Origin of the sequence: Leifsonia sp. P73 (assembly GCF_051059105.1) — a bacterium.
GTDB lineage: Bacteria > Actinomycetota > Actinomycetes > Actinomycetales > Microbacteriaceae > Leifsonia.
In genome coordinates, this window is record NZ_CP194931.1 from 3,792,295 (window position 1) to 3,814,946 (window position 22,652).

Genomic DNA, 22,652 nt, shown 5'->3' on the forward strand with positions numbered 1-22,652 from the left:
GCACCATCAAGAACGCGATCTGCATCCACGAGGAGGACTACGGCATCCTCTGGAAGCACACCGACGAGTTCACCCACACCTCCGAGGCCCGCCGCCAGCGCCGCCTGGTCGTCTCCTTCTTCACGACCGTCGGCAACTACGACTACGGCTTCTACTTCTACTTCTACCTGGACGGGACGTTCGAGGTGGAGGCCAAGGCCACGGGGATCGTCTTCACCGGCGCCCACGACGGCGGCGACGACCCGTACTCCACCCCGCTCGCACCGGGCCTCGGAGCCCCGGTGCACCAGCACATGTTCTGCGCCCGGCTCGACATGACCGTCGACGGCGTGGCCAACTCCGTGGACGAGATCGACGTCGCCCGCGTCCCCGTGTCGGCGAGCAACCCGTGGGGGAGCGCGATCGGCCGGACCATGACGCGCCTGTCGTCGGAGTCCGACGCCGTGCGCGACGCCGACGGCTCGGTGGGCCGCGTCTGGTCGATCAGCAGCGCATCCCGTCGCAACCGCGTCGGCCGCCCGACCAGCTACGTGCTGCATCCGTCGTCGGAGCCCGCACTGTTCACCGCGGACGAGGCGCACCAGCGCCGCCGTGCCGGCTTCGCCGCGCACCACCTCTGGGTCACGCAGTACGAGCCGTCGGAGCTGTGGGCGGCCGGCTACGCGGTGAACCTGCACCCCGGTGGCGCCGGCCTCCCCGCGTACGTCGCCCAGGACCGCCCGCTCGACGGCGAGGACATCGTCGTCTGGCACACGTTCGGCCTGACGCACTTCCCGCGCCTGGAGGACTGGCCGATCATGCCCGTCGACTACGCCGGGTTCACGCTGAAGCCGTACGGGTTCTTCGACCGGAACCCGACGCTGGACGTGCCGCGGTCGGCGTTGTCGTGCCACTCCACGGCTGCGGAAGCCCCCTCCTGCGGCGCCGATTGCACCTGCGGGCACTGATGCTCCTCGACGTGGGCGCGCTCGGGGCATCCACTGTCTCCGCCTGCTGCCTGTTGGGTTCGCCGCGGCCGGTGCGGGTGTGGGTGTCGGCCGGGCTGATGGTGCTGGCGATGGCGGGCTGTGTGCTCGGAGCGTCCGTGCCCGGCGTCAGACTGGCCGCCATCGTGCTGTCGCTGGCGTCGGCCGGGTTCGCGCTGCAGCGGCGGTCGGGGAGGGTGCCGCCGATGAGCCTGCACCGGGCGCTGGGCGGGGTGACCATGGCGGCGCTCGTGGGGATGTCGTTGGGGATGTCGCGGGATGGTGGTGGTGGTGGTGCCGTCTCGGCGCACGCGCACGGGGTGTCGCTCGGCTCGATCGTGGTCGCGTTCGTCGCGGGGTACCTCGCCTACAGTGCGTGGCTGCTCGTCACGATAGTGCGGACTCGCCACCTCCCGCGTCGCCCCGGACGAGGGCTTCTGGAACTCGGCGAGGTCGCCGGGATGGCGGTCGGCGTCCTGCTGATGGCGGCGATGTAGGCGGGATCAGTCCTCGCTCTGCCCGGCCTCCGCGATCGCCACCCGCAACTCGCGGGCGACATCCTCGAACGTCCGCCCCGACCCGACGGCCATGCCGGCGATGTAGGCCGTGAGCGGCGCCGCCGGCCGCGTCACGCCGTGGGCGGCATCCCGCGCGAGGTCGAGCAGGGCGGCCACATCGCCCGGCTCGAGGCTCACCCCGAGCCGCCGCGCGGCAGCTCCGGCCCAGGCGTCGAGTTCCTGCGGTTCCATCAGGGTCGCTCCTTCACTCGTTCGAGGTCGTGCCGTTCGTCGATGTCCGCGACCGCGTCGCGGTGCGCGCGGACGATCGGGAGGCCGAGGTGGCCGATCAGAGCGCGGACCGGAAGGCCGGCCGTGCCCCCGCTGGCGTCGAGCACGGCGAGCTGTGTCCGGAGCGCCGCGGCCGGGACGCGCGCGATCAGCCACTGCGCGTTCCCGTCCTGGTCGGCGAGGACGCCCGACGCGATCGCGTGCAGCGCGGCGACGGCTCGGTCCGGTCGTGCGAGATCGGCCGAGACGATGAGCGTCTCGGCGGCGGTCTCCGGAAGCGCCGCGACGCCCGCGGCGATGCCGGCGCAGGGCCCGCCCCACCGCGGGAACTCGGACACGGTCACGACCCCGCGCGGCACCGTCTCGTTGGTCGCCGACACCAGGACGACCGTCGCGCAGCCTCCCACGGCCTCCATCGTCCGCTGCAGCAGCGTGCGGCCCTCGACCTCCGCGAGCAGCTTGTCGCTGCCGAAACGCGACGAGCGGCCACCGGCGATGACGATGGCGGCGGGCGGCGGGGGAGGAAGGGCCACGGTGTTCAGCTTGGCACGGTCGGAGGCGAGTTGCGGGAGCTGTTTCCCTACCGTTCGGTATTGTTCGGACATGCTCTATGGACTCACCGGTTGGCATGTGATGGTCGTGCTGTCGTTCTGGATCGTGCCGTTCGTGCTGTGGCTGATCGCACTCGTGCAGATCGCGAAGTCGAAGGCGGCGGCCGGGCCGGTGGTCGCGTGGGTGGTGCTCGTGACGCTGATCCCGCTCGTGGGCGCGATCGTGTGGTTCGCGATCGGGCGGCGGTCGCTGCGCGAAAGCGGTCCGGGTGACAGGGTGGTGGGTTAGGAGGGCCTCGCCGTCGACGGGAGCGAGGCAGGTATGTCGAATGGCAGGCTGGGCCTATGCAACGCGAGATCACGGGCCTCAGCTTCGACGTGGTGGGGATCGTCATCGATCCGGCCACCCAGGTGGAGCTCCCGGTTCCCGCATTCAGCGATCCGGAATCGACGGTGCTCCGCGAGACCAGGCGCCGCTCCGGCGAGTTGCGCGTGGTCCGGTTCTTCCCCGATCACGGCCACCGCTGGCCTCTCTGGGACTCGTCGGTCGGCTACACGGCCGTCCCCGAAGATTTCGGCCTGAGCGGCGCGCTCACCCGTGACCTTCGTCAGTGGTACGACGAGTGGGAGGCTGCGGTCGGCCCTGCGGAGCCGTGGAAGGATCCGGTCGCCGAGCGCGCATGGGAGGATCGTGGCGATGTGCTCGCTGTGCGGCTTGCTGCAGAGGTCTGGGATTTCGCGATCGTCTACGTCGCGCATCGCGCGTAGGCGAAATTCGGGGTGACGCGAGTTCGCGTCACCCCGAACGGTCAGCAGACCTTGCGGTTGGAGGGGAATGACGTGATCAGTTTGTCGCTGTCGGACGCCCACACGGTCTCGACTCCGAAGTCGTAGACGATCCTTTTGTAGTTCGTGTCCCACAGCCCGAACATCGCTTTCGTGCACCATTTGTTGCTGACCGCAATGTGCGTAAGTCCCAAACCGGGGTCTGCGACGACGGCGCTCGTGGTTCCGGACATCAGGTCGTCCCAGGAGTTGACGCCGAAGGCGGCCGAGTTCCACCCGTGGGCACGCGCTGAGTCCAAAGTCGCTTGCCATTGGGACTCGTGCCTCTCGCGGATGTGCTTGTAGCCCCACGAGCCGTTCCCGCATTTCAGGCGTACGCCGTTGACTCGCCCGTCCCACGGGAACCAGTACGTGGCGAAGACGTCGTTCTCGTTGTTCAGCACGTCGCAGCCGAACGACTGATTCCAGCCGATGAGTCGAGAGTTTCGGTTTCCGGCATCGTCGGGGGAACTGCTCTCGAGGTGGAGCGTGGCCGCCCGGAACCCGTCGGCGTCGAGGGGGATCCATTGGTCGCCCTCGAGGACTGCCAATTGGAGCGAGTCCGGTTCAGGCTCCGCTGCAATGGCCGGGCTGCTTGCGCCGATGCTGAGCAGACCCACCAGTACAGCCGACAAGGTCCACGCGGATGCGCGTCGAATCTTCATTTAGACCCTTCCTTAGATGTAAAAAGAAGAATCTAAAACGTTACCTATTCGACCCGTTGGCCCAAGTGATTGCTGAGAGATTCACCCGCATTCTCCCGCTCCACCCCTCAACGATATATCGTTGACTATCGTTACCGACTCACCACGATCCTTATCAGGAGGCACATCATGAGCGGAACTTTCACCGGTGGCGGCGGCTGGGGCAACATGAACGCCGACGGCCTCTTCCAGGCGTTCGACCAGCTGCGGTCGCAGTTCGAGAAGAAGGTCGGCACGCGGATGGGGCGCGGCGACGTCCGTAGCGCCGTGCTCGCGCTCCTGGCCGAGAAGCCCATGCACGGGTACCAGATCATCCGGGAGATCGAGGAGCGCAGCGGCGGGAGCTGGAAGCCGTCCGCCGGGTCCGTGTATCCGACGCTTCAGCTGCTGGCCGACGAGGGGCTGATCACGGCCGAGGAGTCCAATGGGCGCAAGACGTATGCGCTCACCGAGGAGGGCAAGGCTGCGGCTGAGGAGGCCGGGCCTGCGCCGTGGGCGCCGGAGGAGAAGACCGAGACCACCAACATGCCCTGGGGTCCCGGCAACTGGAGCGGCGGGCACAACCCGTTCGACTCCGAGCTTCCGAAGGCGGGGATGGCGCTCGCGCAGGCCGCCGCCCAGGTGCGGCGCACGGGTACGCCCGAGCAGGTGAAGGAGGCCGCCGCGGTCCTCGACGAGGCGCGGCGGAAGCTGTACTCGATCCTCGCCCAGGACGCCCAGGACTGAGCGGGTGGCGGCGCCCGACGCGGCCGGATCAGGCGCGACGACGACACCCACGAACAACAGGACAGCAGCAGTAGCGGGCTCGGGCAACACCCGGGCCCGCTACCGCCGCATCCTGCGGTTCGCCGCGGCCAACCTCATCCACATCTGGTGGTACGACCTCTTCCTCCCGCGCATCGGGCTCGGGCGCTTCAGCGAGCGCGGGCGCACCAAGCGGCTCACCGCGTTCGCCCGGCGGTTCCACGACCTCGCCGTCGAGCTCGGCGGACTCATGATCAAGGTCGGGCAGTTCATGTCGTCGCGGCTCGACGTCCTCCCTCCGGAGATCACGAAGGAGCTCGAAGGCCTGCAGGACGAGGTGCCGGCGGTGCCGTTCGACGCCATCCGGCGGCTCGCCGAGGCCGAGCTCGGGATGCCGCTGGAGCGCGTCTTCGACAGCATCGACCCCGTTCCCGTCGCGGCGGCATCCCTCGGGCAGGCGCACCGGGCACGGCTCGCGGAGCAGGACAGGAACGACACGGGCCTCGACACGGTCGTCGTCAAGGTGCAACGGCCGGGAATCGACGCGATCGTCGACGTCGACCTGGCGGCGCTGCGGCGGGTGGGCGGCTGGCTGAAGCGTGTCCGTGTGGTGGCCGACCGGGTGGACATGCCGGCGCTGATGGAGGAGTTCGCGGCGACGAGCCTGGAGGAGATCGACTACCTCCACGAGGCCAGGAGCGCGGCGCGATTCGCGGAGGAATTCACGCACGACCCGCGCGTGGCGGTCCCGGAGGTCGTCTGGGAGCGGACCACCCGCCGCGTGCTCACGCTCGAAGACGTCACGGCGATCAAGATCACCGACGTGCTCGCTCTGCGCGCCGCGGGGATCGACCCGGCGCACGTGGCGCCGGTGTTCGCCTCCGTGATGTTCGACCAGCTCTTCACGAACGGGTTCTTCCACGCGGACCCGCACCCGGGCAACATCTTCGTCACGCCCGACCCCACGCTCGCCGCCGACGGGATGGACGCGACCACCGCGCACCCGTGGAAGCTGACGTTCATCGACTTCGGGATGATGGGGGAGGTCCCCGACGGAACGCGGCGCGGCCTCCGCAAGCTCCTCATCGCGGCGGCGGGGCGCGACGGCAGGGACTCGTCGACGCGATGCGCGACGTCGGGGTGCTGCTGCCGACCTCCGACACGTCCGAGCTGGAGCGGGCGATGACGCAGCTCTTCGCGCGGTTCGGCGGGATGGGGTTCGCGCAGCTGCGGGAGGTCGACCAGCGGGAGTTCCGCGACTTCGCCGTCCAGTTCGGCGACGTCATCCGGTCGCTGCCGTTCCAGCTGCCGGAGCACTTCCTCCTCATCGTGCGGGCGATGTCGCTGACGTCCGGCGTGAGCAGCGCGCTCGACCCGGAGTTCAACCTGTGGGACTCGATCGAGCCCTACGCGACGCAGCTGCTGCGCGACGAGAGCGGCAACATGGTGCAGGACGCGCTGAAGGAGGCCGCCTCCATCGCGGGCGTGGCCGTCCGGCTGCCGAAGCGCCTCGACGGGATGGTCAACCGCATCGAGGAGGGCAACTTCTCGGTCAAGACGCCGGCGCTCGACCAGCGGATCGGGCGGCTCGAACGCGTCACCCGGCGGCTGATCGCGGCGGTGCTGTTCAGCGGGTTCCTGGTCGCGGGGGCCGTGCTGCTGCCGACGGTGCAGGCGTTCGGGATCGTGCTGATGAGCGTGTCGGCGCTGCCCCTGATCTACGTGCTCGTCGGCGGCCGGCGGCGGTAGCCCGGAACGTCGAGGGGCACGTAGACGCCCCTAAAACCGTGTCTTGAGGGCGACTACGTGCCCTTCGACGGCTAGGCGAGCGCGCGTCAGGCGGTGGTGACCCAGTGGCGGGTGACCGCCTGCACGTGGGCGCCGTCCAGGTCCGCGAGCTTCACCGCGGCGAAGCGGCGCGCCGCCTCCGAGGTCTGCACGCGCGCGGGAGGCTCGGCCGCCGTCAACGTCTCCACGATCACCTCGGCCACGCCCTCCGGGGTCTGCGCCGCGGACGGGTCGAACGCGGCGGCGGTGCGGGCGAGGTAGGCGTGCAACGCGCCCTCGTACGGCGTCCCCGCCACGGCCGGCGGCTCCTGGGCCTGCACGCTCGCGACGAACTCCGTCGTCACCGCGCCGGGCTCGATCACGCTCACGCGGACGCCGACGGTGGCGGCGACCGGGGTCAGCGACTCCATGAAGCCCTCGACGGCGAACTTCGCGGCGCAGTACGCCTCGTTGAACGGCTGGCCCACCACGCCGCCGACGCTGGAGACCGTGACGACGCGGCCGCCGCTCTCCCGCAGCAGCGGCAAGGCTGCCTTGGTGACGGCGACGACGCCGAAGAAGTTGACCTCCATCACGGCGCGCACGTCGTCGACGGACTCCAGCTCGACCGTCCCGAGATGGCCTGAGCCCGCGTTGTTGAGGAGGGAGTCGAGCCGGCCGTAGGCCGACCGGATGTGGTCGAGGCAGGCCTCGATGGACGCCGGCGACGTCACATCCAGGGCCTGCAGGTCGAGGGTGACGCCGGCAGCGTCGGCCGCAGCCTGCAGCGCGGACGCCTTGCCGATGTCGCGCATGGTCGCCACGACCGTGAACCCGTGGCGAGCGGCGGCGACCGCGGTCGCGAGGCCGATCCCGGAGGACGTCCCGGTGACGAGGAGGATGGTTTCGGTCACCCTGTCATCCTGCCATCCAAGCTCACTGCTCCGGCAGCGTCACCCGCGCCCCGTCTCGGGTGAATCCGCGCGTCGCCTCGTCGTACGTCGTGTGCGACCGCTTCGGCGACGAGTCGGCGGGCGGCGGCACCTCGGCGTGTTCGAGTGCGCGCAGCACGAGCGTCTCCACGAGGTGGGACGCAGTGGTGTGGCGGTGCAGTGCGATCCGGACGAGCGCGGCGTACTCCGGCTCGCTCAGGTGCAGTTTGAGTGGAATGCCCCCTGGCACGGTGCCGGGGCCGAGGGCGGTGGGGCCGGTGGCGTTGGCTTCGCTCATGTTCGGATTGTGCCTCCTGCGGCACGGCCTTGGCTATTACCGAGATTTTGTCCCCCGGGTGACCCTGCGCGACGTCTTGCCGCGCTCGTGACGGCTGGTGCATCATGCGGCCACACGGTTCGGGGAGGTGCCGGTTGGCTGAGGCGCGGTGTCCCGGCTGCGCTGCGGAGACGACTTTCGGGGGTGGGTCATGGACGAGGCGCGTGGCACGTTCGTGGCCGTCTTCCTCTACCCGGACGACTCGGCCGAGAGCCTCAGCAAACGGCTCCCGATCGTCGGTGCCGGGCCTCCCGCGGTGATCCGGGCGGCCTCGGCGTTCGAGGGAGCGGCGGCCGTCGACGTGTTCCGACTGGTGGACGCCAGTGCGTGGCCGGAGGCGGCGGCCTACCTCTACGAGGGGACCGTGCCGGGCACCGTGGCCGACAGCGAGGGCGTCGAGCAGGTGACGACGCCAGACGACTGACCGCTACCGCGGGGTGTACTCGTACACGACCGCCGACCAGTGGTTCTCCAGCTCATCCCACGCCGAGTCGTCCATGTACGCCAGCCGGAACTGCAGGTTGAGCACCGGCCCCAGCACCTCCAGAACGTCGGGCCGGAACGGCATCTCCGGCGGCAGCCCGATCCCGAAGCTGTGGATGACGCTGTCGTCGGCGGCGCGCAGCCACACGCCCCAGCCGCGGTCGAGCGGCATCGCGACCACGCGGAACACATGCGCGGGCTCGTAGTCGGCGGGGAGCGCGTCCGGGAGGTCGGTCATGGGAACAAACTACACAGGGGTGCCGTACGACCGGGCTATGACGGCACCCTCGACTTCGCCACCGGATCCGCCGCGACGGCCGCAGACGCCTCCCGCCCCCGCCGCACCTCCGCCACCCCCGCGCTGAACGCGCACACCGCCGCGGCGATCAGCACCACCAGCGCGTCCATCAGCCGTACCGTGCTCAGCGCGGCGCCCGGTGTCGTCGCCAGGGCGACCAGGGCGACGAGGGCCACCGCCCCCGCGAACCTGGCGAGCTCCCGCATCGACCGTCACCGCATCCCGGGCCTACATCGCGGCCGCGAGTTTCCGGATGAACAGGGTCTGGGTGACGATGATCCGCTCGATCTCGTCCGGGTCGACCGACTCGTCGGAGGCGTGGATGCGCGACTGCTTCGTGTCCTCCGCGCCCCACAGCAGGATCGCCGCCTCGGGCGACACCTTCTTCAGGGAGGCGACCAGTGGGATGGAGGCGCCGCTGCCGATCGACTCGACGTCGCGGCCGTAGGCCTCCCGCATCGCGTCCATCGCGGCCGGGATCGCGGGGTGGCTCTCGTCCACCCGGAACGCGTGCCCGACCTTCACCTTCTCCACCTCGACGACGCAGTTCCACGGCCGCTGCGAGCGCAGGTGCGCCATCAGCGCCTCCAGCTGGGCGTCGCCGTCCGAACCCGGGATGATGCGCATCGAGAGCTTCGCCGTCACCGACGGCAGCAGCACGTTCGACGCCTCGGCGGTGTTCGGGAGGTCCATCCCGAGCACCGTCACCGAGGGCTTCATCCAGATCCGGTCGGCCAAAGAGCCGGTGCCCAGGAAGTCGACACCGGGGAGGATGGCCGAACCTTCCCGGTACACCGGCTCGTCCATCGCAGCCCCGTCCCAGCGACCCGAGTCGACGCCGGGGATCACCGTGTCGCCGTTCTCGTCGTGCAGGGTGTCGAGGATGCGGATCATCGCCGTCATCGCGTCCGGCGCCGCCCCGCCGAACTCGCCGGAGTGGACAGGGTTGGCGAGCGTGCGCACGGTGACGGTGCACGCGACGTCGCCGCGCAGCGCGACGGTGAGGCCGGGGCGGCCGACCTCCTGGCCGCCGATGTCGGCGATGACCGCGGCGTCGCACGCGAACAGTTCGGGGTTGGCCTCCACGAACGCCTCCAGGTGCGAGATCGTCTCCTCCTCGCCCTCCGAGAGCAGGATGACGCGGCAGGGGCGGTCGGCGCCGAGCAGTTTCAGGGTGGCGTAGTTGGCGACCAGGCCGGACTTGTCGTCGGCGGCGCCGCGGCCGTAGATGCGGCCGTTCTCCCGCGGGGTCGGCTCCCACGGCGGGGTCGACCAGCCCTGGCTCTCCGGAGCCGGCTGCACGTCGTAGTGCGCGTACAGCAGGACGGTGGGGGAGCCCTCCGGACCGGGCAGGTCGGCGTACACGCACGGGTAGCCTCCCGGCACGTCGAGCAGGCGGACGCCCTCCGCGCCCGCCGCCGCGAACAGATCGACCACCGCCTGGCCCATGCGGTGCACGGGCTCCGGGTCGAAACCGGGGAAGGCGACGGACGGGATGCGCACCAGGGCGCCGAGCCGTTCGAGAACGTCGGGCATCAGCTCCTTCGCGGCTGCCGTCGCGTCGGCTGCGGTGTCGGTCATGGGTCTCCTCCGGGATGCGGCGGTCAGTGGACGACGAGCTGGATCAGGAGGCCGGAGGCCACGACGGCGACCCAGGACACCAGCATCGGGATGGTGAAGGAGTGCCAGATCGGCACCTGCGTCAGCTTGGTCGACCCGGTGCGGTCGGTCTCCACCGACGCGATCTGCGAGCCGTTGGCCGGGAACAGCCAGACGCCGATCAGCGACGGCCACATGGCGGTGATCACTCCGGGGGCCAGCCCGGCGGTCAGCGCGATCGGGATGAGCGTGTTGGTGGTCGCCGACTGGCTGGTCGTCAGGCCGCAGACGATGAACAGCGCCACGGCCAGCAGCAGCGGGTTCGCCTGGATGAGCTCGCCGAGAGGCTTGATGATCGTCTCCTCGTTGGCGGAGATGAAGGTGTCCGCCATCCAGGCGATCCCGAACAGCGCCACGGCGGCCACGTAGCCGGCCTTCAGCAGCGGCTGCTCGACCACCAGCGACGGCTTGACCCGGCGGACGAGGATGATGACGAGGGCGACGGTGAACATCACCATCTCGATCACGATCGCCATGGCGAGCGGCTGCGGGTTCCCCTCCGCGTCGGGGAAGGCCGGGCGCAGCGACGGGAACAGGCCGAGCAGCACCACGAGCAGCGTGCCGGCGACGAAGATCCAGGCGGCGGTCGCGCCGCCCGGCGGGACCGGGTGCTCGATCGCGGATGCCTCCTCCTTCGAGAGCCGGCCGGCCCCGCGCGGCGGCTTCGTGGCGACGGCGGTGGGGGCGGTGCCGGGAGTGCCGGCTGCTTCGCCGCCCGCGGTCGCCTCGGCGGGCGCCGCGCGGCCGATCTGCTGCTCGTACCGGCGCTCCAGCGCGGCGGGGACCTCCACGGTCCCGGCGTCCACGCGCTTGAGGAACACCGGGTCGTCGAGCAGCTCCTTGCCGATCCGCTGCTGCACGAACGAGGTCACGATGCACGCGACGATCGCGGACGGGATGGTGATCGCCAGCACCTGCGGGAGGCCGAAGCCCTTCGACTCCATCAGCACCAGGTAGGCGGCCATCGCCGCGGACACCGGGCTCGCCGTGATGCCGAGGCCCGACGTGACGGTGGAGGCCGCGAGCGCCTTCTCCGGGCGCTGGCCGTTGCGGTACGCGGTTTCGTAGATGACCGGGATGAGCGCGAAGAAGATGTTCGACGTGCCGGAGAGCACGGTGAAGACGAACGCGACGAGCGGAGCCACGTAGGTGAGGCGTCTCGGGTTGCGCTGGATGATCTTCGACGCGATCGACACCAGGTAGTCGATGCCGCCCGCGGCCTGCATCGCACTGGACGCGGTGATCACGGCGATGATGATGAAGAAGGCGTCGATCGGCGGCGACCCGGGCGGCAGCCGGAAGACGAACACGAGGATCGCGGTGCCGACCACGCCCCACAGCCCGAGGCCGATCCCGCCCGTCCTGACCCCCAGCACGATGGCGCCGATGACGACGCACCCCTGAATGATGACCAAGGCGATTTCCATGATCGGCCTCCCCTGTGGCGTCCCCCCAGCGCCGTCTCCCCAGCGCTGTGTCCCCGTCCGGCCACAGGATGCATCACCCGGCCTGCGATGGGAATAGGGCAAAAACCGGGTGTAGCCAGAAGCGTCGGGACGGGGTTACATTCCGGTCGCCGGTCAGAGGGCCGGCGGTGGAGGGGAGGAACCGAAATGAGCAACTTCTGGAGTACGGTCTGGCTGTTCTTCTGGTGCTTCGCGTTCGTCGCATACCTGTTCGCGCTGTTCGCGATCATCGGCGACCTGTTCCGCGATCAGAAGCTCAACGGCTGGTGGAAGGCGGTGTGGATCATCTTCCTGATCTTCGTGCCCTTCCTCACGGCGCTGATCTACCTCATCGCGCGCGGCCGCGGAATGGCGGAGCGCAACATGAAGGAGGCCGTCGACACGCAGGCGGCGGTGGACGCGCACATCCGCGAGGTCACCTCCACGGCGAGCCCGGCCGACGAGATCGCGAAGGCGCAGGCACTGCTGGACGCCGGCGCGATCTCGCAGGACGAGTTCGCGCACCTGAAGGCGCGCGCGCTCGGCTAGCGCGCACGCCGGATCACCGGCTCCGGGCGCCGCGACGGTTCAACCCCACGCGCAGCGGCGCCCGTTGTCGGACGCCGATGGGGAGGGGATCGGAGGCCGCGGATGAGTTCGACGACGGGCGCCAAGCGCATGACGGTGCTGCAGGCGACCTACATCGGGGTCGGCTCGATGGTGGGGGCGGGAATCTTCGCCCTCCTCGGAGCTGCGGGCGCGGTCGCCGGCGCGGCGGTCTGGCTGTCCTTCCTGATCGCGGGGATCATCGCCCTCCTGCAGGGCTACTCGTTCGCGAAGCTCGGCTCCAAGTACCCCTCGGGCGGCGGCATCCTGACGTTCCTCTCGAAGGGGTACGGGGAGGGCCACGTCGCCGGGATCGGGGCGTGGCTGTTCTTCACCGCGGGGTCGATCGTGGTCGCGATGATCGCGTCCTCGTTCGGCAGCTACGCGAGCTCGGTCGTGGCGCACGACGACCCGTTCTGGGCGAAGGTGCTCGGCGTGCTGCTCATCCTGGTGATGAGCGGGCTCAACACCATCGGCTCGACCGCGGTGGCGCGCGTGCAGTCGGTCATCGTGAGCGTCGTGCTCGTCATCCTGGTGCTGTTCGCGGTCGTGACGATCGCGACCTGGAACCCGGCCCTCCTCGCGCCGTCCGGCTATCCGGGTCTGCAGCACATCATCTCCAGCGTCGCGCTGACGTTCTTCGCGTTCCTCGGCTTCGGCGTCATCACGTTCACCGCGAAGGACCTCCCGAACCCGGCGCGCCAGCTGCCGAGGGCCATCTATTTCGCGCTGCTCATCGCCACGACGGTGTACGTCGCCGTGTCGCTCGGCGTGTTCGGCACGCTCACCGCCGACCAGGTGGTTCAGTACGGGTCGACGGCGCTCGCCGAGGCCGCCAAGCCGGTGCTGGGGCAGGCCGGGTACGTGCTCATGGTGGTGACGGCGCTGTTCTCGACGACCGGCGCGGTGAACGCCGGCCTCTACCCGTCGATCGGGATGACGCAGCACCTGGCGCGGGTCGGCCAGTTCCCGCCGTTCTTCGGCCGCAAGTGGGGCCGTTCCCGGCCGGGCTGGTCGTTATGGCGGTGCTGGCGATCGTGCTGGTGTCGTTCTTCAACCTCAACGCGATCGCCTCCATCGGCAGCGCGGTCGCCCTGTTGGTGTTCTCGGCGGTGAGCGTCGGCCACCTCCGCATCCGGCACGAGACCGGCGGCAACGTGGTGGTGCTGATCGTCGGCCTGCTGGCCACGCTCGGGACGTTCGTGATCTTCAGCACGACCACCCTCGTGAACGAGCCGAAGACGGCGTTCGCGCTGCTCGGGATCCTGGTGCTGGCGGTGGTGATCGACTTCGGGTGGAAGGCGGCGACGCGCGGGCGGAGTGCGCGCGCTGCGTGAGCGCGCGCGTCGAAAGGAAGACACAGCTGGATCTCCTTCCGAAGGGTGGTCGGCAGGAGATCGTTGGGGTGTCGACGCCGGAACTCCTGCCAGCGGGGGCAGAGGGGCGGGGGAGCGGGGAGCAGGGGTTAGGGGGCGGCGCGGGTGGCGGAGTCGAGGATGGCGTCGACGCCCATGCGGAAGATGTCCTCGTCGCGGAGGTCGCGGAGGTCCGCGGCGACGGAGGCGATGTGGGAGTGGGTCAGCGGGTCGACCAGGAGGGGGCCCTCGAACCAGGCGTTGCTGACGCGGGTGTCGTCGCTGGTCGCCGACGGGGCGGTGCGGCCGCGGGCGATGCCGGCGGCCTCCGAGAGCACGAACGAGGCGAACAGCGCGTAGTGGCGGACCAGGTCGGAGCGGCTGAGACCCGCCTCCGCGAAGGCGGCCAGGATGTACTCGATGGTCGCGAGCTCCGCCGGGCCGTTGGTGGTGAGCACCGTGGCCTCCAGGGCGATCGCCGGGTACTGGACGAAGGTGTCGAGCGTCGCGCGGGAGAGGGCGCGGAGGCGGTCGCGCCAGTCGCCCTCGACGTCTGACAGCTGGGCCAGCGCGACTGCCTGCACCTCGTCCAGCAGGGCCTTCATCAGGTCGTCCTTGCCGCGGAAGTGGCGGTAGACCGCGGTCGGGTCGACGCCGAGCGCGGTGCCGAGCGCGCGGATGGAGATCGTCGTGGTGCGCGGGCTGGAGGCGATCTCCAGGCCGGCCCTCACGATCGTGGCGCGATCGAGGCGCTTCGAGTGGTCGTGCGTCATCGCTTCAGTCACGAGCCAACACTAGCCCATGCCAACAGCAATGTCAGCAGTGTTGACATTGGTGTTGAAAGTCTTCTAGCATCGCCTCGATCCACTCGAAGACGAAGGGAACCAGGGCGATGGCCGACGCAGACGTGATCCTGACCGGGGGTCAGATCTTCACCGGGACAGGGCAGCCGCTGGCCGGCCATGCCGTGCTGATCGGCGACGGCCGCATCCTCGGGCTGGTGACCGAGGCGGCGGCGGAGGCTCACCGCGGCCCGGCCACCGAGGTGGTCGACCTGCGCGGCGCCCTGCTCAGCCCGGGCTTCCAGGACGCGCACATCCACCCGGTCGGCGGCGGCGTCGAGCTGCTGCAGTGCTCGCTGGCCGACTCGGCCGACGCGGCGGACACGCTGCGCCGGGTCGCCGAGTACGCGGCGGAGCATCCCGTCACGGACGACGCGAGCGCCTGGATCCTCGGCGGCGGCTGGTCGATGGACCACTTCCCGGGCGGCGCCCCCGTGCGCGGCCTCCTCGACGCCGTGGTGGGCGACCGACCGGTGCTCGTCGCCAGTCGCGACCACCACAGCCTGTGGGCCAGCACGGCCGCGATCCGGCTCGCCGGGCTCGACGCGAGCACGCCCGACCCGGTGGACGGGCGCATCGAGCGGGAGGCGGACGGGTTCCCGGCCGGCACGTTCCACGAGGGCGCGGGCGACCTGTTCGACACGGTCAAGCCGCCCATCGACGCCGACCTCGCCTACGCCGGACTGCTGCGCGCCCAGAGCGAACTGCTGAAGCTCGGCGTCACCGGCTGGCAGGATGCCATGATCGGCGTCGTCGCCTCGATGCCCGCCAACCTCCCCGCCTACCGCCGCGCGCTGGAGGAGGACACCCTCATCGCGCACGTCCGCGGCGCGCAGTGGTGGCTCCGCGACACCGGCGCCGAGCAGGTCGACGCGATCGTGGAGCGGCGCGACGAGTTCGAGCGGCTGGGGGACGACCGCTTCACGCTCGGCACGGTCAAGATCATGGTCGACGGCGTCGCCGAGAACTTCACCGCGGCGATGAAGTCGCCGTACCTCGACGCGCACGGCCACGAGACGGCCAACTCCGGGCTGTCGTTCATCGACCCGGTGCGGCTCGCCGACTACGTCACCGAGCTCGACCGGCTCGGCTTCCAGGTGCACTTCCACGCGCTCGGCGACCGCGCCGTGCAGGAGGCCCTGGACGCCGTCGAGGCCGCGCGCGACGCCAACGGCGCGAGCGACGGCCGGCACCACCTCGCGCACCTCCAGGTGGTGTCCGAGGAGGACGCCGCCCGCTTCCCGGAGCTGGGCGCCGTCGCCAACCTGCAGGCCCTCTGGGCGTGCCACGAGACGCAGCTCGACGAGCTGACGCTGCCCTTCCTCCGGGACGGCCTGGAGGAACGGCAGTACCCGTTCGGCGACCTCGACCGGGCCGGCGCCCGGCTGGCCGCCGGGAGCGACTGGCCGGTGTCGAGCGCCGACCCGATCGCCGCCATCCACATCGCCGTCAACCGCGTCTCGCCGGGGTCCGCCGACGCCCCGCTCGGGGGAGAGCGGCAGCGCCTCGACCTCTCCACCGCGTTCGCCGCCTACACCTCGGGCTCCGCGTACGTGAACCACCGCGACCACGACACCGGCACGATCGCCCCCGGATACCGCGCCGACCTCGTCGTGATCGAGCCGAACCCGTTCGCGGTGCCCGCCGACCGCATCCACGAGAGCACGGTCGTCTCCACCTGGGTCGGCGGCGTGCCCGTCTACGTCCGCGACCAGGTCGCCGCGACCGCCTGACCATCCCCGCCCGCCAACCCGCCCCCACCGCACAGGAGGATCACGCAATGCCTCGACTTCGCACCCGACGCCGTCTCGTCCTCGCGACGGCCGCCGTCCTCGCCACCGGGCTCGCGCTCGCCGCGTGCTCGCCCGCCGGCTCCGGCGCCTCCTCGTCCGGCGCCCATCCGTCATATCAGCTCACCGCCCAGACCCCCAGGCCCTCCGGCGACATCGGCTCGTTCACCTGGGTCTCGTACTCGGAGCCGTACTCGCTCGACTACGCGTACGCGTTCGACTACTCCGACAACCAGGTGCTCTCCAACGTCTGCGAGTCGCTGCTGCGGCTGAACCCGGACTACACGATCTCCCCGGGGCTCGCCGAGTCGTACAGCAACCCGACGCCGACGACGTGGGTGTACGAGCTGCGGCCCGGCGTCACCTTCCACGACGGCACCCCGATGACCGCCGCCGACGCCGTCGCGTCGATGCGCCGCCACCTCGACCCCGCGGTCGGGTCGTCCTGGTTCTCCGTCTACCAGAACGTCGCGTCCATCGACCAGACCGGGCCGATGGAGGTCACGGTGACCCTGACCAAGCCGGACTCGCAGTTCAACCTCGGTATCAGCGGCGCCGCCGGCGTCGTGGAGTCCGCCGCCACGCTCGCGGCGAAGGGCAAGAACTACGGCAACTCGACCGGACTGGTCAACTGCACCGGGCCGTTCGAGCTCACCTCGTGGAAGTCGGGCGAGTCGGTGACGCTGACCCGGTACGACAAGTACTGGGACCCGAAGCTCAGGGCCAAGGCGGGCACGGTCACCATCCTGTTCATGACCGACCCGAACGCGCGGGTGAACGCGCTGACGTCCGGCCAGGTCGACGGCGGCTGGATGGTGCCGACCGAGGCCATCCAGAAGCTGAACTCGACCAGCGCGGGGAAGCTCTACTTCGGCCTCAACACCGCGGTCGGCAGCCTGATCGTCGGCAACCTGAAAGGCGTCCTCGGCGACCTGGACGTCCGCAAAGCGCTGCTGATGGCGATGGACCGGCAGGGCATCGTGGACGCTGCAGTGAAGGGCTACGGCTCGGTCACGAACGCGCTCACCACCGAGTCGGTGTGGGGCCAGGCGTCCGACGCCACCAGGAAGGCGGCGTTCAGCGGACTGGACTCGTATAAGTACGACGTCGCCGCGGCGAAGAAGCTGGTCGAGAAGGCCGGAGCGACCGGCAAGACGATCACCATCCGCACCGCGCCGATGGGCGCCGACTTCAGCGTCGTCGCCCAGGCCACGGCCGCGGCGGCCGAGTCGATCGGCCTGAAGGCGAAGATCCAGACGATGACGCCCGACTCGTACACCACGCTGTTCTCCGACCCGACCGCGCGCCAGGGCGTCGACCTGTTCTACACCTCCTGGTACCTCTCCACGCCCGACCCGCTGGAGATGTACGGCGTGCTGCGCACCGGCCAGTTCAGCAACTACGGCAACTGGTCCGACCCGTCGTTCGACGCGCTCGTCGACAAAGCCGTGGGGACCGCCGACCCGAAGGCGCGCGCCGAGACGTCGGCCCAGCTGCAGAAGATCGCCAACCAGCAGCTCCCGTGGCTGCCGCTTTTCCAGGGGCCGATGACCGTGTTCGTCGGCAAGAAGATCACCGGGGTGGCGCCGTCCGTCGCGTTCCTCTACTACCCGTGGGCGGCCACGATTGGCGCGCGGTAAGGCGACGGCGCGGCGGGTCGCGGGCAAGCTCGGCTCGCTCCTGCTGACGCTGTTCCTCGCCTCGCTCCTGGTCTTCTTCTCGCGCTTCCTGGTTCCGGGCAACCCGGTGGGCTTCCTCCTCCGGGGGCGCAAGCCGTCCCCGGAGGCGGTGGCCCAGGTCACCGCCGAGTTCGGCCTGAACCTGCCGCCCTGGCAGCAGTACCTCAACTGGGTCGGCGGGATGCTGCACGGCGACTTCGGCCGCTCCCTGCAGTACCGCCAGTCGGTCGCCACGGTGATCGGCGACCGGCTGCCGGTGACCCTCGGGCTGGTCGTGATGGCCGGTCTGATGATCACGGTCGTCGGCCTCTTCGCCGGCACGGTCGCCGCGCTCAACCGCGGCAGGATCGCCGACCGGGCGACCCTGACCCTGCTGACCGTGCTGGGCGCCATCCCGTCGTTCGTGGGCTCCATCGTGCTGATCGCGGTCTTCGCCGTGCAGCTCGGCTGGTTCCCCGCGTTCGGTTCGGGCACCGGCCTCCTCGACATGGCCTACCACCTGGTGCTCCCCTCGATCGCGCTGGCGATCGTCTTCGTGGTCCTGATCGGAAAGGTGACGCGCATGTCGATGGTCGAGCAGCTCGGCCGCGAGCACGTGGAGGTCGCCACCAGTCGCGGCCTGAAGCGCGCCACGGTCGTGCGGCGGCACGTCTTCCGCAACGCCATCGGCCCGATCGTGACGGTGAGCGGCATGCTGGTCGCCGGCCTCCTGGTCGCAACGTCCATCGTGGAGTCGGCGTTCGGCATCTCCGGCATGGGCTCGCTGCTCGTGCAGTCGGTCGACCGGCTGGACTTCCCGGTCGTGCAGGCGATCGTGCTGTTCGTGGTGACGGCGTTCATCGTGGTCAACGCGATCGTCGACCTCCTGGAGCCGGTCATCGACCCACGTGCGGCGGCGGGGGAGGCCGGACGATGAGCGCCCCGACTCCGACCCTCGCGTTGAAGGTGATGCGCTCGACCGTGCGGAGGCCCGCGCGGCTCGGCTTCACCGTCGCGCTCGTCGTTCTCGCCGTGATCGCGCTCGCCGCGGTCTTCGCTCCGTTCATCGCGCCCTACGATCCCGACCACGTCGACTTCTCCGCCGTGTACGCGAACCCGAGTCCGGCGCACTGGCTCGGCGCCGACGCGCTCGGCCGTGACACTCTCAGCCGGATGATCTTCGGCGCACGCACGGCGCTGCTCGGGCCGCTGCTGGTCGTCATCGCCTCCACTTTGCTCGGCATCGTCCTCGGGCTCGTCGCCGGCTGGCGGGGAGGGTGGCTGGACGCCACGCTCGCCCGCGTCTTCGACGTGCTGTTCGCGTTCCCATCGCTGCTCATCGCGATCATGGCGGTCGCGCTGTTCGGCAAGGGACTGGTGGCCCCGGTGATCGCGATGAGCATCGCGTACTCGCCGTTCGTGGCGCGGCTGACGCGCCAGCTCGTGGCGACGGAGCGGTCCCGCCCCTACGTCTCGGCGTACCGGGTGCAGGGGTTCGCCGGCTCGTGGATCGCCGTGCGGCGCGTTCTGCCGAACGTCGCGCCCACAGTCGGCGCGCAATCCACGCTGAACTTCGGCTACGTGCTCGCCGAGCTCGCCGGCCTGTCGTTCCTCGGGCTGGGCGTCCAGGCGCCGACGGCCGACTGGGGCGCGATGATCAACGAGGCACAGGCCGGTGTCGCCGGTGGGTACTTCCTGCCTGCGATCGTCCCTGCCGTCGCGGTGGTGATCGCCGTGGTCGCGGTGAACGTGATCGGCGAGGAGCTCTCGGACCGGATCGGCGGAAGGACCCTGCCATGACCCTGCTCGACATCTCCGGGCTGACCCTCGACCTCCCCGCGACCGCCAAGGGTGCAACGAGCCGGCGCCTGCTCGACGGCATCGACCTCGCGGTGGCGGACGGTGAGACCGTCGGGCTGGTGGGGGAGTCCGGCTCCGGCAAGTCCATCACCTCCCGCACGGTGCTCGGCCTCCTGCCCGAACGAGCGGAGACGACCGGCTCCGTGAGGCTCGACGGCGCGGACGTGCTCACCGCGAGCCGCGCCGACCTGCGCAGGCTGCGCCTCACGACTGCCGCGATGGTGTTCCAGGACCCGCGCGCCGGGATCAACCCGATGCGCACGATCGGCGACCACCTCACCGAGGCCCTGCGGCTCGGCGAGGGCCGTCCGGCGGCGGAGGCCCGGGCCCGCGCCGTGGAGCTGCTGGAGGCCGTCCACCTGCCGCATCCCGGGCAGCACCTGCGGCAGTACCCGCACGAATTCTCCGGCGGGATGCTGCAGCGCGTGATGATCGCGGGCGCGCTGGCCGGATCGCCGAAGCTGCTGGTCTGCGACGAGCCGACCACGGCCCTCGACGTGACGACGCAGGCGCAGATCCTCGACGTGCTCGCCGAGCAGCGCGACCGGCGCGCGATGGGGATGCTGTTCATCACCCACGATCTCACCCTCGCGGCGGCGTTCTGCGACCGCGTCTACGTGATGCGCGAGGGGAAGGTCGTCGAGCAGGGATCGGCGGCACGTGTGCTCCGTCAGCCCGCGAATCCGTACACGCAGCGGCTGGTCGCGGCGACGCCCACCATCGAGGTGACCGGGGACGAGCCGCGCGAGCGGGCCGCAGCCGGCGCGCCTCCCGTGCTGGACGTGCACGACCTCGCCAAGACCTACGAGGTGCGCGGCCGGGGGCCGGTCCGCGCGGTCGCCGGCGCCAGCATCGCGATCCCGTCCGGGGAGGCGCTCGGCGTCGTCGGGGAGTCCGGCTCGGGCAAGTCGACGCTGGCCCGGATGATCGTCGGCCTCGAACAGCCGGACTCCGGGACGGTCGAGATCGACGGCGTCGCCCAGGCCGGACGTCCGCGCACCCGCGCCGACCGGCTGCGGCACGCGCGCCGCGTGCAGATGGTGTTCCAGGACCCGTACCTCTCGCTCGACCCGCGGATGACCGCCGGCCGGGCCGTGGAGGACGCGCTGCGCCTCCACCGCCCCGGCCTGAGCGCGACGGACGCCCGCGCGCAGGTGCTCGAACTGCTCGGCCGGGTCGGGCTCGTGGAGGCGCACGCGCAGGCGCTGCCGCGCACGCTGTCCGGCGGCCAGCGGCAGCGGGTCGCCATCGCCCGCGCGCTCGCGATCGAGCCGGCGCTGCTCGTCATGGACGAGGCGACCAGCGCGCTCGACGTCTCGGTTCAGGCGCAGGTGCTCGAACTGGTCGCCGACCTCCGGCGCGAGCGCGGGCTGACCGTGCTGTTCATCAGCCACAACCTCGGCGTCGTGCGCACGGTCTGCGAGCGGACGGTCGTGATGCGCTCCGGCGAGATCGTCGAGAGCGGCGCGACCGTCGACCTGCTCTCGGACCCGAAGCACCCGTACACGCGCCTGCTGCTCGACTCGGTCCCGCGGGCGGAGCCCGACCCGGTCTCCTGAGCCGCCGCACCCATCCATCCATCCATCCTTCGACAGGAGCTCCATGCCCCACACGACCGTCTTCGAACGGCACGCCCCTCCGCCTCCGCCGTCGCGCGCCTCCTGGAGGGCAGCGAGCACGGCTCGTTCTGGATCGCCGACGCTCCCGCGGCCCGGCGGCCCGCCGTCGAGGAGCCGCTCCGCGCCGACCTGGCGGTCGTGGGCGGCGGGTACCTCGGCCTCTGGACCGCGCTGCTCGCCAAGCAGGAGCATCCCGGGCGGCGCGTGGTGCTGCTGGAGGCCGAGCGGATCGGCTGGGCGGCCTCCGGACGCAACGGCGGCTTCTGCGAGGCCAGCCTCACGCACGGCGAGGTCAACGGCCGGGGCCGCTTTCCGAAGGACTTCGACCGCCTCCAGCAGCTCGGCCGGGAGAACCTCGACGCCATCGAGCGGACGCTCGCTGAACTGCGCGTCGACGCCGATTTCGAGCGCACCGGGCTGCTGAACGTCGCGGTCGAGCCGCATCAGGTCGCCTGGGCGGAGGAGGCCGCGGCCGGCGGTGACGGCGAGTTCCTGGACGCGGAGGCCGTGCGCGACGAGGTGGACTCGCCGACCTACCTCGCCGGGGTCTGGAACCGCCGCGACGCCGCCCTCGTGCACCCGGCCAAGCTGGCCCGCGGCCTCGCGGACGCCTGCGAGGCGCTCGGGGTCGAACTGTACGAGGGCTCGCCGGTCGGCGGCGTGGAGACCGACGGTTCCGGCCCGGTGCGCCTGCCGGTCAACGGCACAGTCGTGACCGCCGACCGCGTGGTGCTCGCGACCAACGTGTTCCGGTCGCTGCTGAAGCGCAACCGGCTGATGACCGTCCCGGTCTACGACTACGTGCTGATGACCGAGCCGCTGAGCGACACCCAGCTCGCGGACATCGGCTGGAGCAACCGGCAGGGGCTCAGCGACATGGCCAACCAGTTCCATTACTACCGGCTGTCCCGCGACAACCGGCTGCTGTTCGGCGGTTACGACGCCGTCTACCACTACGGCCGCCGGGTCGAGCCGGGTTACGAGGAGCGCAGCGCGACCTTCGAGCGGCTGGCCGGCCACCTGCTGACGACCTTCCCGCAGCTGGAGGGCATCCGGGCGACGCACCGCTGGGCCGGCGCGATCGACACCTGCAGCCGGTTCTGCGCGTTCTACGGCACGGCCCGCGCGGGACGCGTCGCCTACGCGAGCGGCTTCACCGGGCTCGGCGTCGGGAGCACGCGGTTCGCCGCGCGCGTGCTGCTCGACCTCCTGGGCGGCACGCCGACCGAGCTGACCGACCTGAAGATGGTCAGGAGCAAGCCGAGCCCGTTCCCGCCGGAGCCCCTGGCGAGCACCGGCATCAACCTGAGCCGGTGGGCGCTGAACCGCGCCGACCACAACGAAGGACGCCGCAACGTCCTCCAGAAGACCCTGGATGCGCTGGGGCTCGGCTTCGACTCGTAGCGCGAGCCGACACCGGACCC

Annotated in this window: 25 protein-coding genes and 1 pseudogene; 16 read left to right on the forward strand and 10 right to left on the reverse strand. The window is 70.7% G+C overall.

Features of this window, described 5'->3' with window-relative positions; translation table 11 throughout:
* The first annotated feature begins 44 nt into the window (after positions 1-44).
* A complete protein-coding gene (locus tag ACQ86L_RS19470) occupies positions 45-947 on the forward strand; it encodes a hypothetical protein (RefSeq protein WP_434318929.1) in 903 nt (300 codons plus the stop codon).
* Positions 947-1,462: a hypothetical protein gene (locus ACQ86L_RS19475; protein WP_434316854.1), complete on the forward strand. Its 516-nt coding sequence runs from the start codon at positions 947-949 to the stop codon at positions 1,460-1,462. The genes ACQ86L_RS19470 and ACQ86L_RS19475 overlap by 1 nt, the downstream gene beginning before the upstream one ends.
* 6 nt (positions 1,463-1,468) lie before the next feature.
* Here the strand turns inward: ACQ86L_RS19475 and ACQ86L_RS19480 are convergent, their stop codons facing one another.
* Positions 1,469-1,714 (reverse strand): DUF6457 domain-containing protein, encoded by a 246-nt coding sequence (locus ACQ86L_RS19480; RefSeq protein ID WP_434316855.1) that lies wholly within the window; start codon positions 1,712-1,714, stop codon positions 1,469-1,471.
* A complete protein-coding gene (gene mobA, locus ACQ86L_RS19485) occupies positions 1,714-2,286 on the reverse strand; it encodes a molybdenum cofactor guanylyltransferase (protein ID WP_434316856.1) in 573 nt (190 codons plus the stop codon). The genes ACQ86L_RS19480 and mobA overlap by 1 nt, the downstream gene beginning before the upstream one ends.
* Before the next feature lie 70 nt (positions 2,287-2,356).
* Between mobA and ACQ86L_RS19490 the strand changes: the two genes are divergently transcribed.
* On the forward strand, positions 2,357-2,593 hold the full coding sequence (locus ACQ86L_RS19490) for a PLD nuclease N-terminal domain-containing protein (protein ID WP_434316857.1): 237 nt from the start codon (positions 2,357-2,359) through the stop codon (positions 2,591-2,593).
* Positions 2,594-2,649: 56 nt separating this feature from the next.
* Positions 2,650-3,072, forward strand: a complete 423-nt coding sequence (locus ACQ86L_RS19495; protein ID WP_434316858.1) for a hypothetical protein — start codon at positions 2,650-2,652, stop codon at positions 3,070-3,072.
* 41 nt (positions 3,073-3,113) lie between these two features.
* Here the strand turns inward: ACQ86L_RS19495 and ACQ86L_RS19500 are convergent, their stop codons facing one another.
* Positions 3,114-3,794: a hypothetical protein gene (locus ACQ86L_RS19500; RefSeq protein WP_434316859.1), complete on the reverse strand. Its 681-nt coding sequence runs from the start codon at positions 3,792-3,794 to the stop codon at positions 3,114-3,116.
* 168 nt (positions 3,795-3,962) lie between these two features.
* On the opposite strand from ACQ86L_RS19500, the gene ACQ86L_RS19505 reads away from it, so the two are divergent.
* Both ACQ86L_RS19505 and ACQ86L_RS19510 read left to right on the forward strand, forming a co-directional pair.
* Entirely contained in the window at positions 3,963-4,559 is a 597-nt protein-coding gene (locus ACQ86L_RS19505; RefSeq protein WP_434316860.1) for a PadR family transcriptional regulator, read from the forward strand.
* Positions 4,560-4,827: 268 nt separating this feature from the next.
* A pseudogene (locus tag ACQ86L_RS19510) lies at positions 4,828-6,326 on the forward strand (ABC1 kinase family protein).
* 86 nt (positions 6,327-6,412) lie between these two features.
* On the opposite strand, the gene ACQ86L_RS19515 reads toward ACQ86L_RS19510, so the two are convergent.
* Positions 6,413-7,258, reverse strand: coding sequence for an SDR family NAD(P)-dependent oxidoreductase (locus ACQ86L_RS19515; RefSeq protein WP_434316861.1), 846 nt, complete (start codon positions 7,256-7,258; stop codon positions 6,413-6,415).
* A gap of 22 nt (positions 7,259-7,280) precedes the next feature.
* Positions 7,281-7,574: a hypothetical protein gene (locus ACQ86L_RS19520; RefSeq protein WP_434316862.1), complete on the reverse strand. Its 294-nt coding sequence runs from the start codon at positions 7,572-7,574 to the stop codon at positions 7,281-7,283.
* Between the two features lie 190 nt (positions 7,575-7,764).
* On the opposite strand from ACQ86L_RS19520, the gene ACQ86L_RS19525 reads away from it, so the two are divergent.
* On the forward strand, positions 7,765-8,037 hold the full coding sequence (locus ACQ86L_RS19525; RefSeq protein ID WP_434316863.1) for a hypothetical protein: 273 nt from the start codon (positions 7,765-7,767) through the stop codon (positions 8,035-8,037).
* Positions 8,038-8,040: 3 nt separating this feature from the next.
* Here ACQ86L_RS19525 and ACQ86L_RS19530 read toward each other — a convergent pair whose 3' ends face one another.
* The 4 genes from ACQ86L_RS19530 to ACQ86L_RS19545 are packed head-to-tail and all read right to left on the reverse strand — an operon-like array spanning position 8,041 to position 11,480.
* On the reverse strand, positions 8,041-8,334 hold the full coding sequence (locus ACQ86L_RS19530) for a hypothetical protein (protein ID WP_434316864.1): 294 nt from the start codon (positions 8,332-8,334) through the stop codon (positions 8,041-8,043).
* A 35-nt stretch (positions 8,335-8,369) separates the two neighbouring features.
* Positions 8,370-8,600: a hypothetical protein gene (locus ACQ86L_RS19535; RefSeq protein WP_434316865.1), complete on the reverse strand. Its 231-nt coding sequence runs from the start codon at positions 8,598-8,600 to the stop codon at positions 8,370-8,372.
* A gap of 22 nt (positions 8,601-8,622) precedes the next feature.
* Entirely contained in the window at positions 8,623-9,975 is a 1,353-nt protein-coding gene (locus ACQ86L_RS19540; RefSeq protein WP_434316866.1) for a M20/M25/M40 family metallo-hydrolase, read from the reverse strand.
* 23 nt (positions 9,976-9,998) lie between these two features.
* Positions 9,999-11,480: an anaerobic C4-dicarboxylate transporter family protein gene (locus ACQ86L_RS19545; protein WP_434316867.1), complete on the reverse strand. Its 1,482-nt coding sequence runs from the start codon at positions 11,478-11,480 to the stop codon at positions 9,999-10,001.
* A 186-nt stretch (positions 11,481-11,666) separates the two neighbouring features.
* Between ACQ86L_RS19545 and ACQ86L_RS19550 the strand changes: the two genes are divergently transcribed.
* The 3 genes from ACQ86L_RS19550 to ACQ86L_RS19560 all read left to right on the forward strand — a co-directional run bounded on the left by ACQ86L_RS19550 (position 11,667) and on the right by ACQ86L_RS19560 (position 13,441).
* On the forward strand, positions 11,667-12,047 hold the full coding sequence (locus ACQ86L_RS19550; protein ID WP_434316868.1) for an SHOCT domain-containing protein: 381 nt from the start codon (positions 11,667-11,669) through the stop codon (positions 12,045-12,047).
* Positions 12,048-12,149: 102 nt separating this feature from the next.
* Entirely contained in the window at positions 12,150-13,220 is a 1,071-nt protein-coding gene (locus tag ACQ86L_RS19555) for an APC family permease (protein WP_434316869.1), read from the forward strand.
* Positions 13,148-13,441: a hypothetical protein gene (locus ACQ86L_RS19560; protein ID WP_434316870.1), complete on the forward strand. Its 294-nt coding sequence runs from the start codon at positions 13,148-13,150 to the stop codon at positions 13,439-13,441. The genes ACQ86L_RS19555 and ACQ86L_RS19560 overlap by 73 nt, the downstream gene beginning before the upstream one ends.
* 128 nt (positions 13,442-13,569) lie before the next feature.
* Here the strand turns inward: ACQ86L_RS19560 and ACQ86L_RS19565 are convergent, their stop codons facing one another.
* Positions 13,570-14,244, reverse strand: coding sequence for a TetR/AcrR family transcriptional regulator (locus ACQ86L_RS19565; RefSeq protein ID WP_434316871.1), 675 nt, complete (start codon positions 14,242-14,244; stop codon positions 13,570-13,572).
* Between the two features lie 107 nt (positions 14,245-14,351).
* Here ACQ86L_RS19565 and ACQ86L_RS19570 point away from each other — a divergent pair, with 107 nt between their 5' ends.
* From ACQ86L_RS19570 to ACQ86L_RS19595, 6 genes are all read left to right on the forward strand, one after another.
* Positions 14,352-16,034, forward strand: a complete 1,683-nt coding sequence (locus ACQ86L_RS19570; RefSeq protein WP_434316872.1) for an amidohydrolase — start codon at positions 14,352-14,354, stop codon at positions 16,032-16,034.
* A 47-nt stretch (positions 16,035-16,081) separates the two neighbouring features.
* Positions 16,082-17,731 carry an ABC transporter substrate-binding protein gene (locus ACQ86L_RS19575; RefSeq protein WP_434316873.1) on the forward strand — a complete coding sequence of 550 codons (1,650 nt, stop codon included), beginning with the start codon at positions 16,082-16,084 and terminating at the stop codon, positions 17,729-17,731.
* Positions 17,718-18,686 carry an ABC transporter permease gene (locus ACQ86L_RS19580; RefSeq protein ID WP_434316874.1) on the forward strand — a complete coding sequence of 323 codons (969 nt, stop codon included), beginning with the start codon at positions 17,718-17,720 and terminating at the stop codon, positions 18,684-18,686. Before ACQ86L_RS19575 ends, ACQ86L_RS19580 begins: the two co-directional genes overlap by 14 nt.
* The gene (locus ACQ86L_RS19585) at positions 18,683-19,549 is read left to right on the forward strand and encodes an ABC transporter permease (RefSeq protein ID WP_434316875.1); all 867 of its coding nucleotides are present in this window, start codon (positions 18,683-18,685) and stop codon (positions 19,547-19,549) included. Before ACQ86L_RS19580 ends, ACQ86L_RS19585 begins: the two co-directional genes overlap by 4 nt.
* A complete protein-coding gene (locus ACQ86L_RS19590; RefSeq protein WP_434316876.1) occupies positions 19,546-21,168 on the forward strand; it encodes a dipeptide ABC transporter ATP-binding protein in 1,623 nt (540 codons plus the stop codon). Before ACQ86L_RS19585 ends, ACQ86L_RS19590 begins: the two co-directional genes overlap by 4 nt.
* 198 nt (positions 21,169-21,366) lie before the next feature.
* Positions 21,367-22,632: an NAD(P)/FAD-dependent oxidoreductase gene (locus ACQ86L_RS19595; protein ID WP_434316877.1), complete on the forward strand. Its 1,266-nt coding sequence runs from the start codon at positions 21,367-21,369 to the stop codon at positions 22,630-22,632.
* The last annotated feature ends 20 nt before the right edge of the window (positions 22,633-22,652 follow it).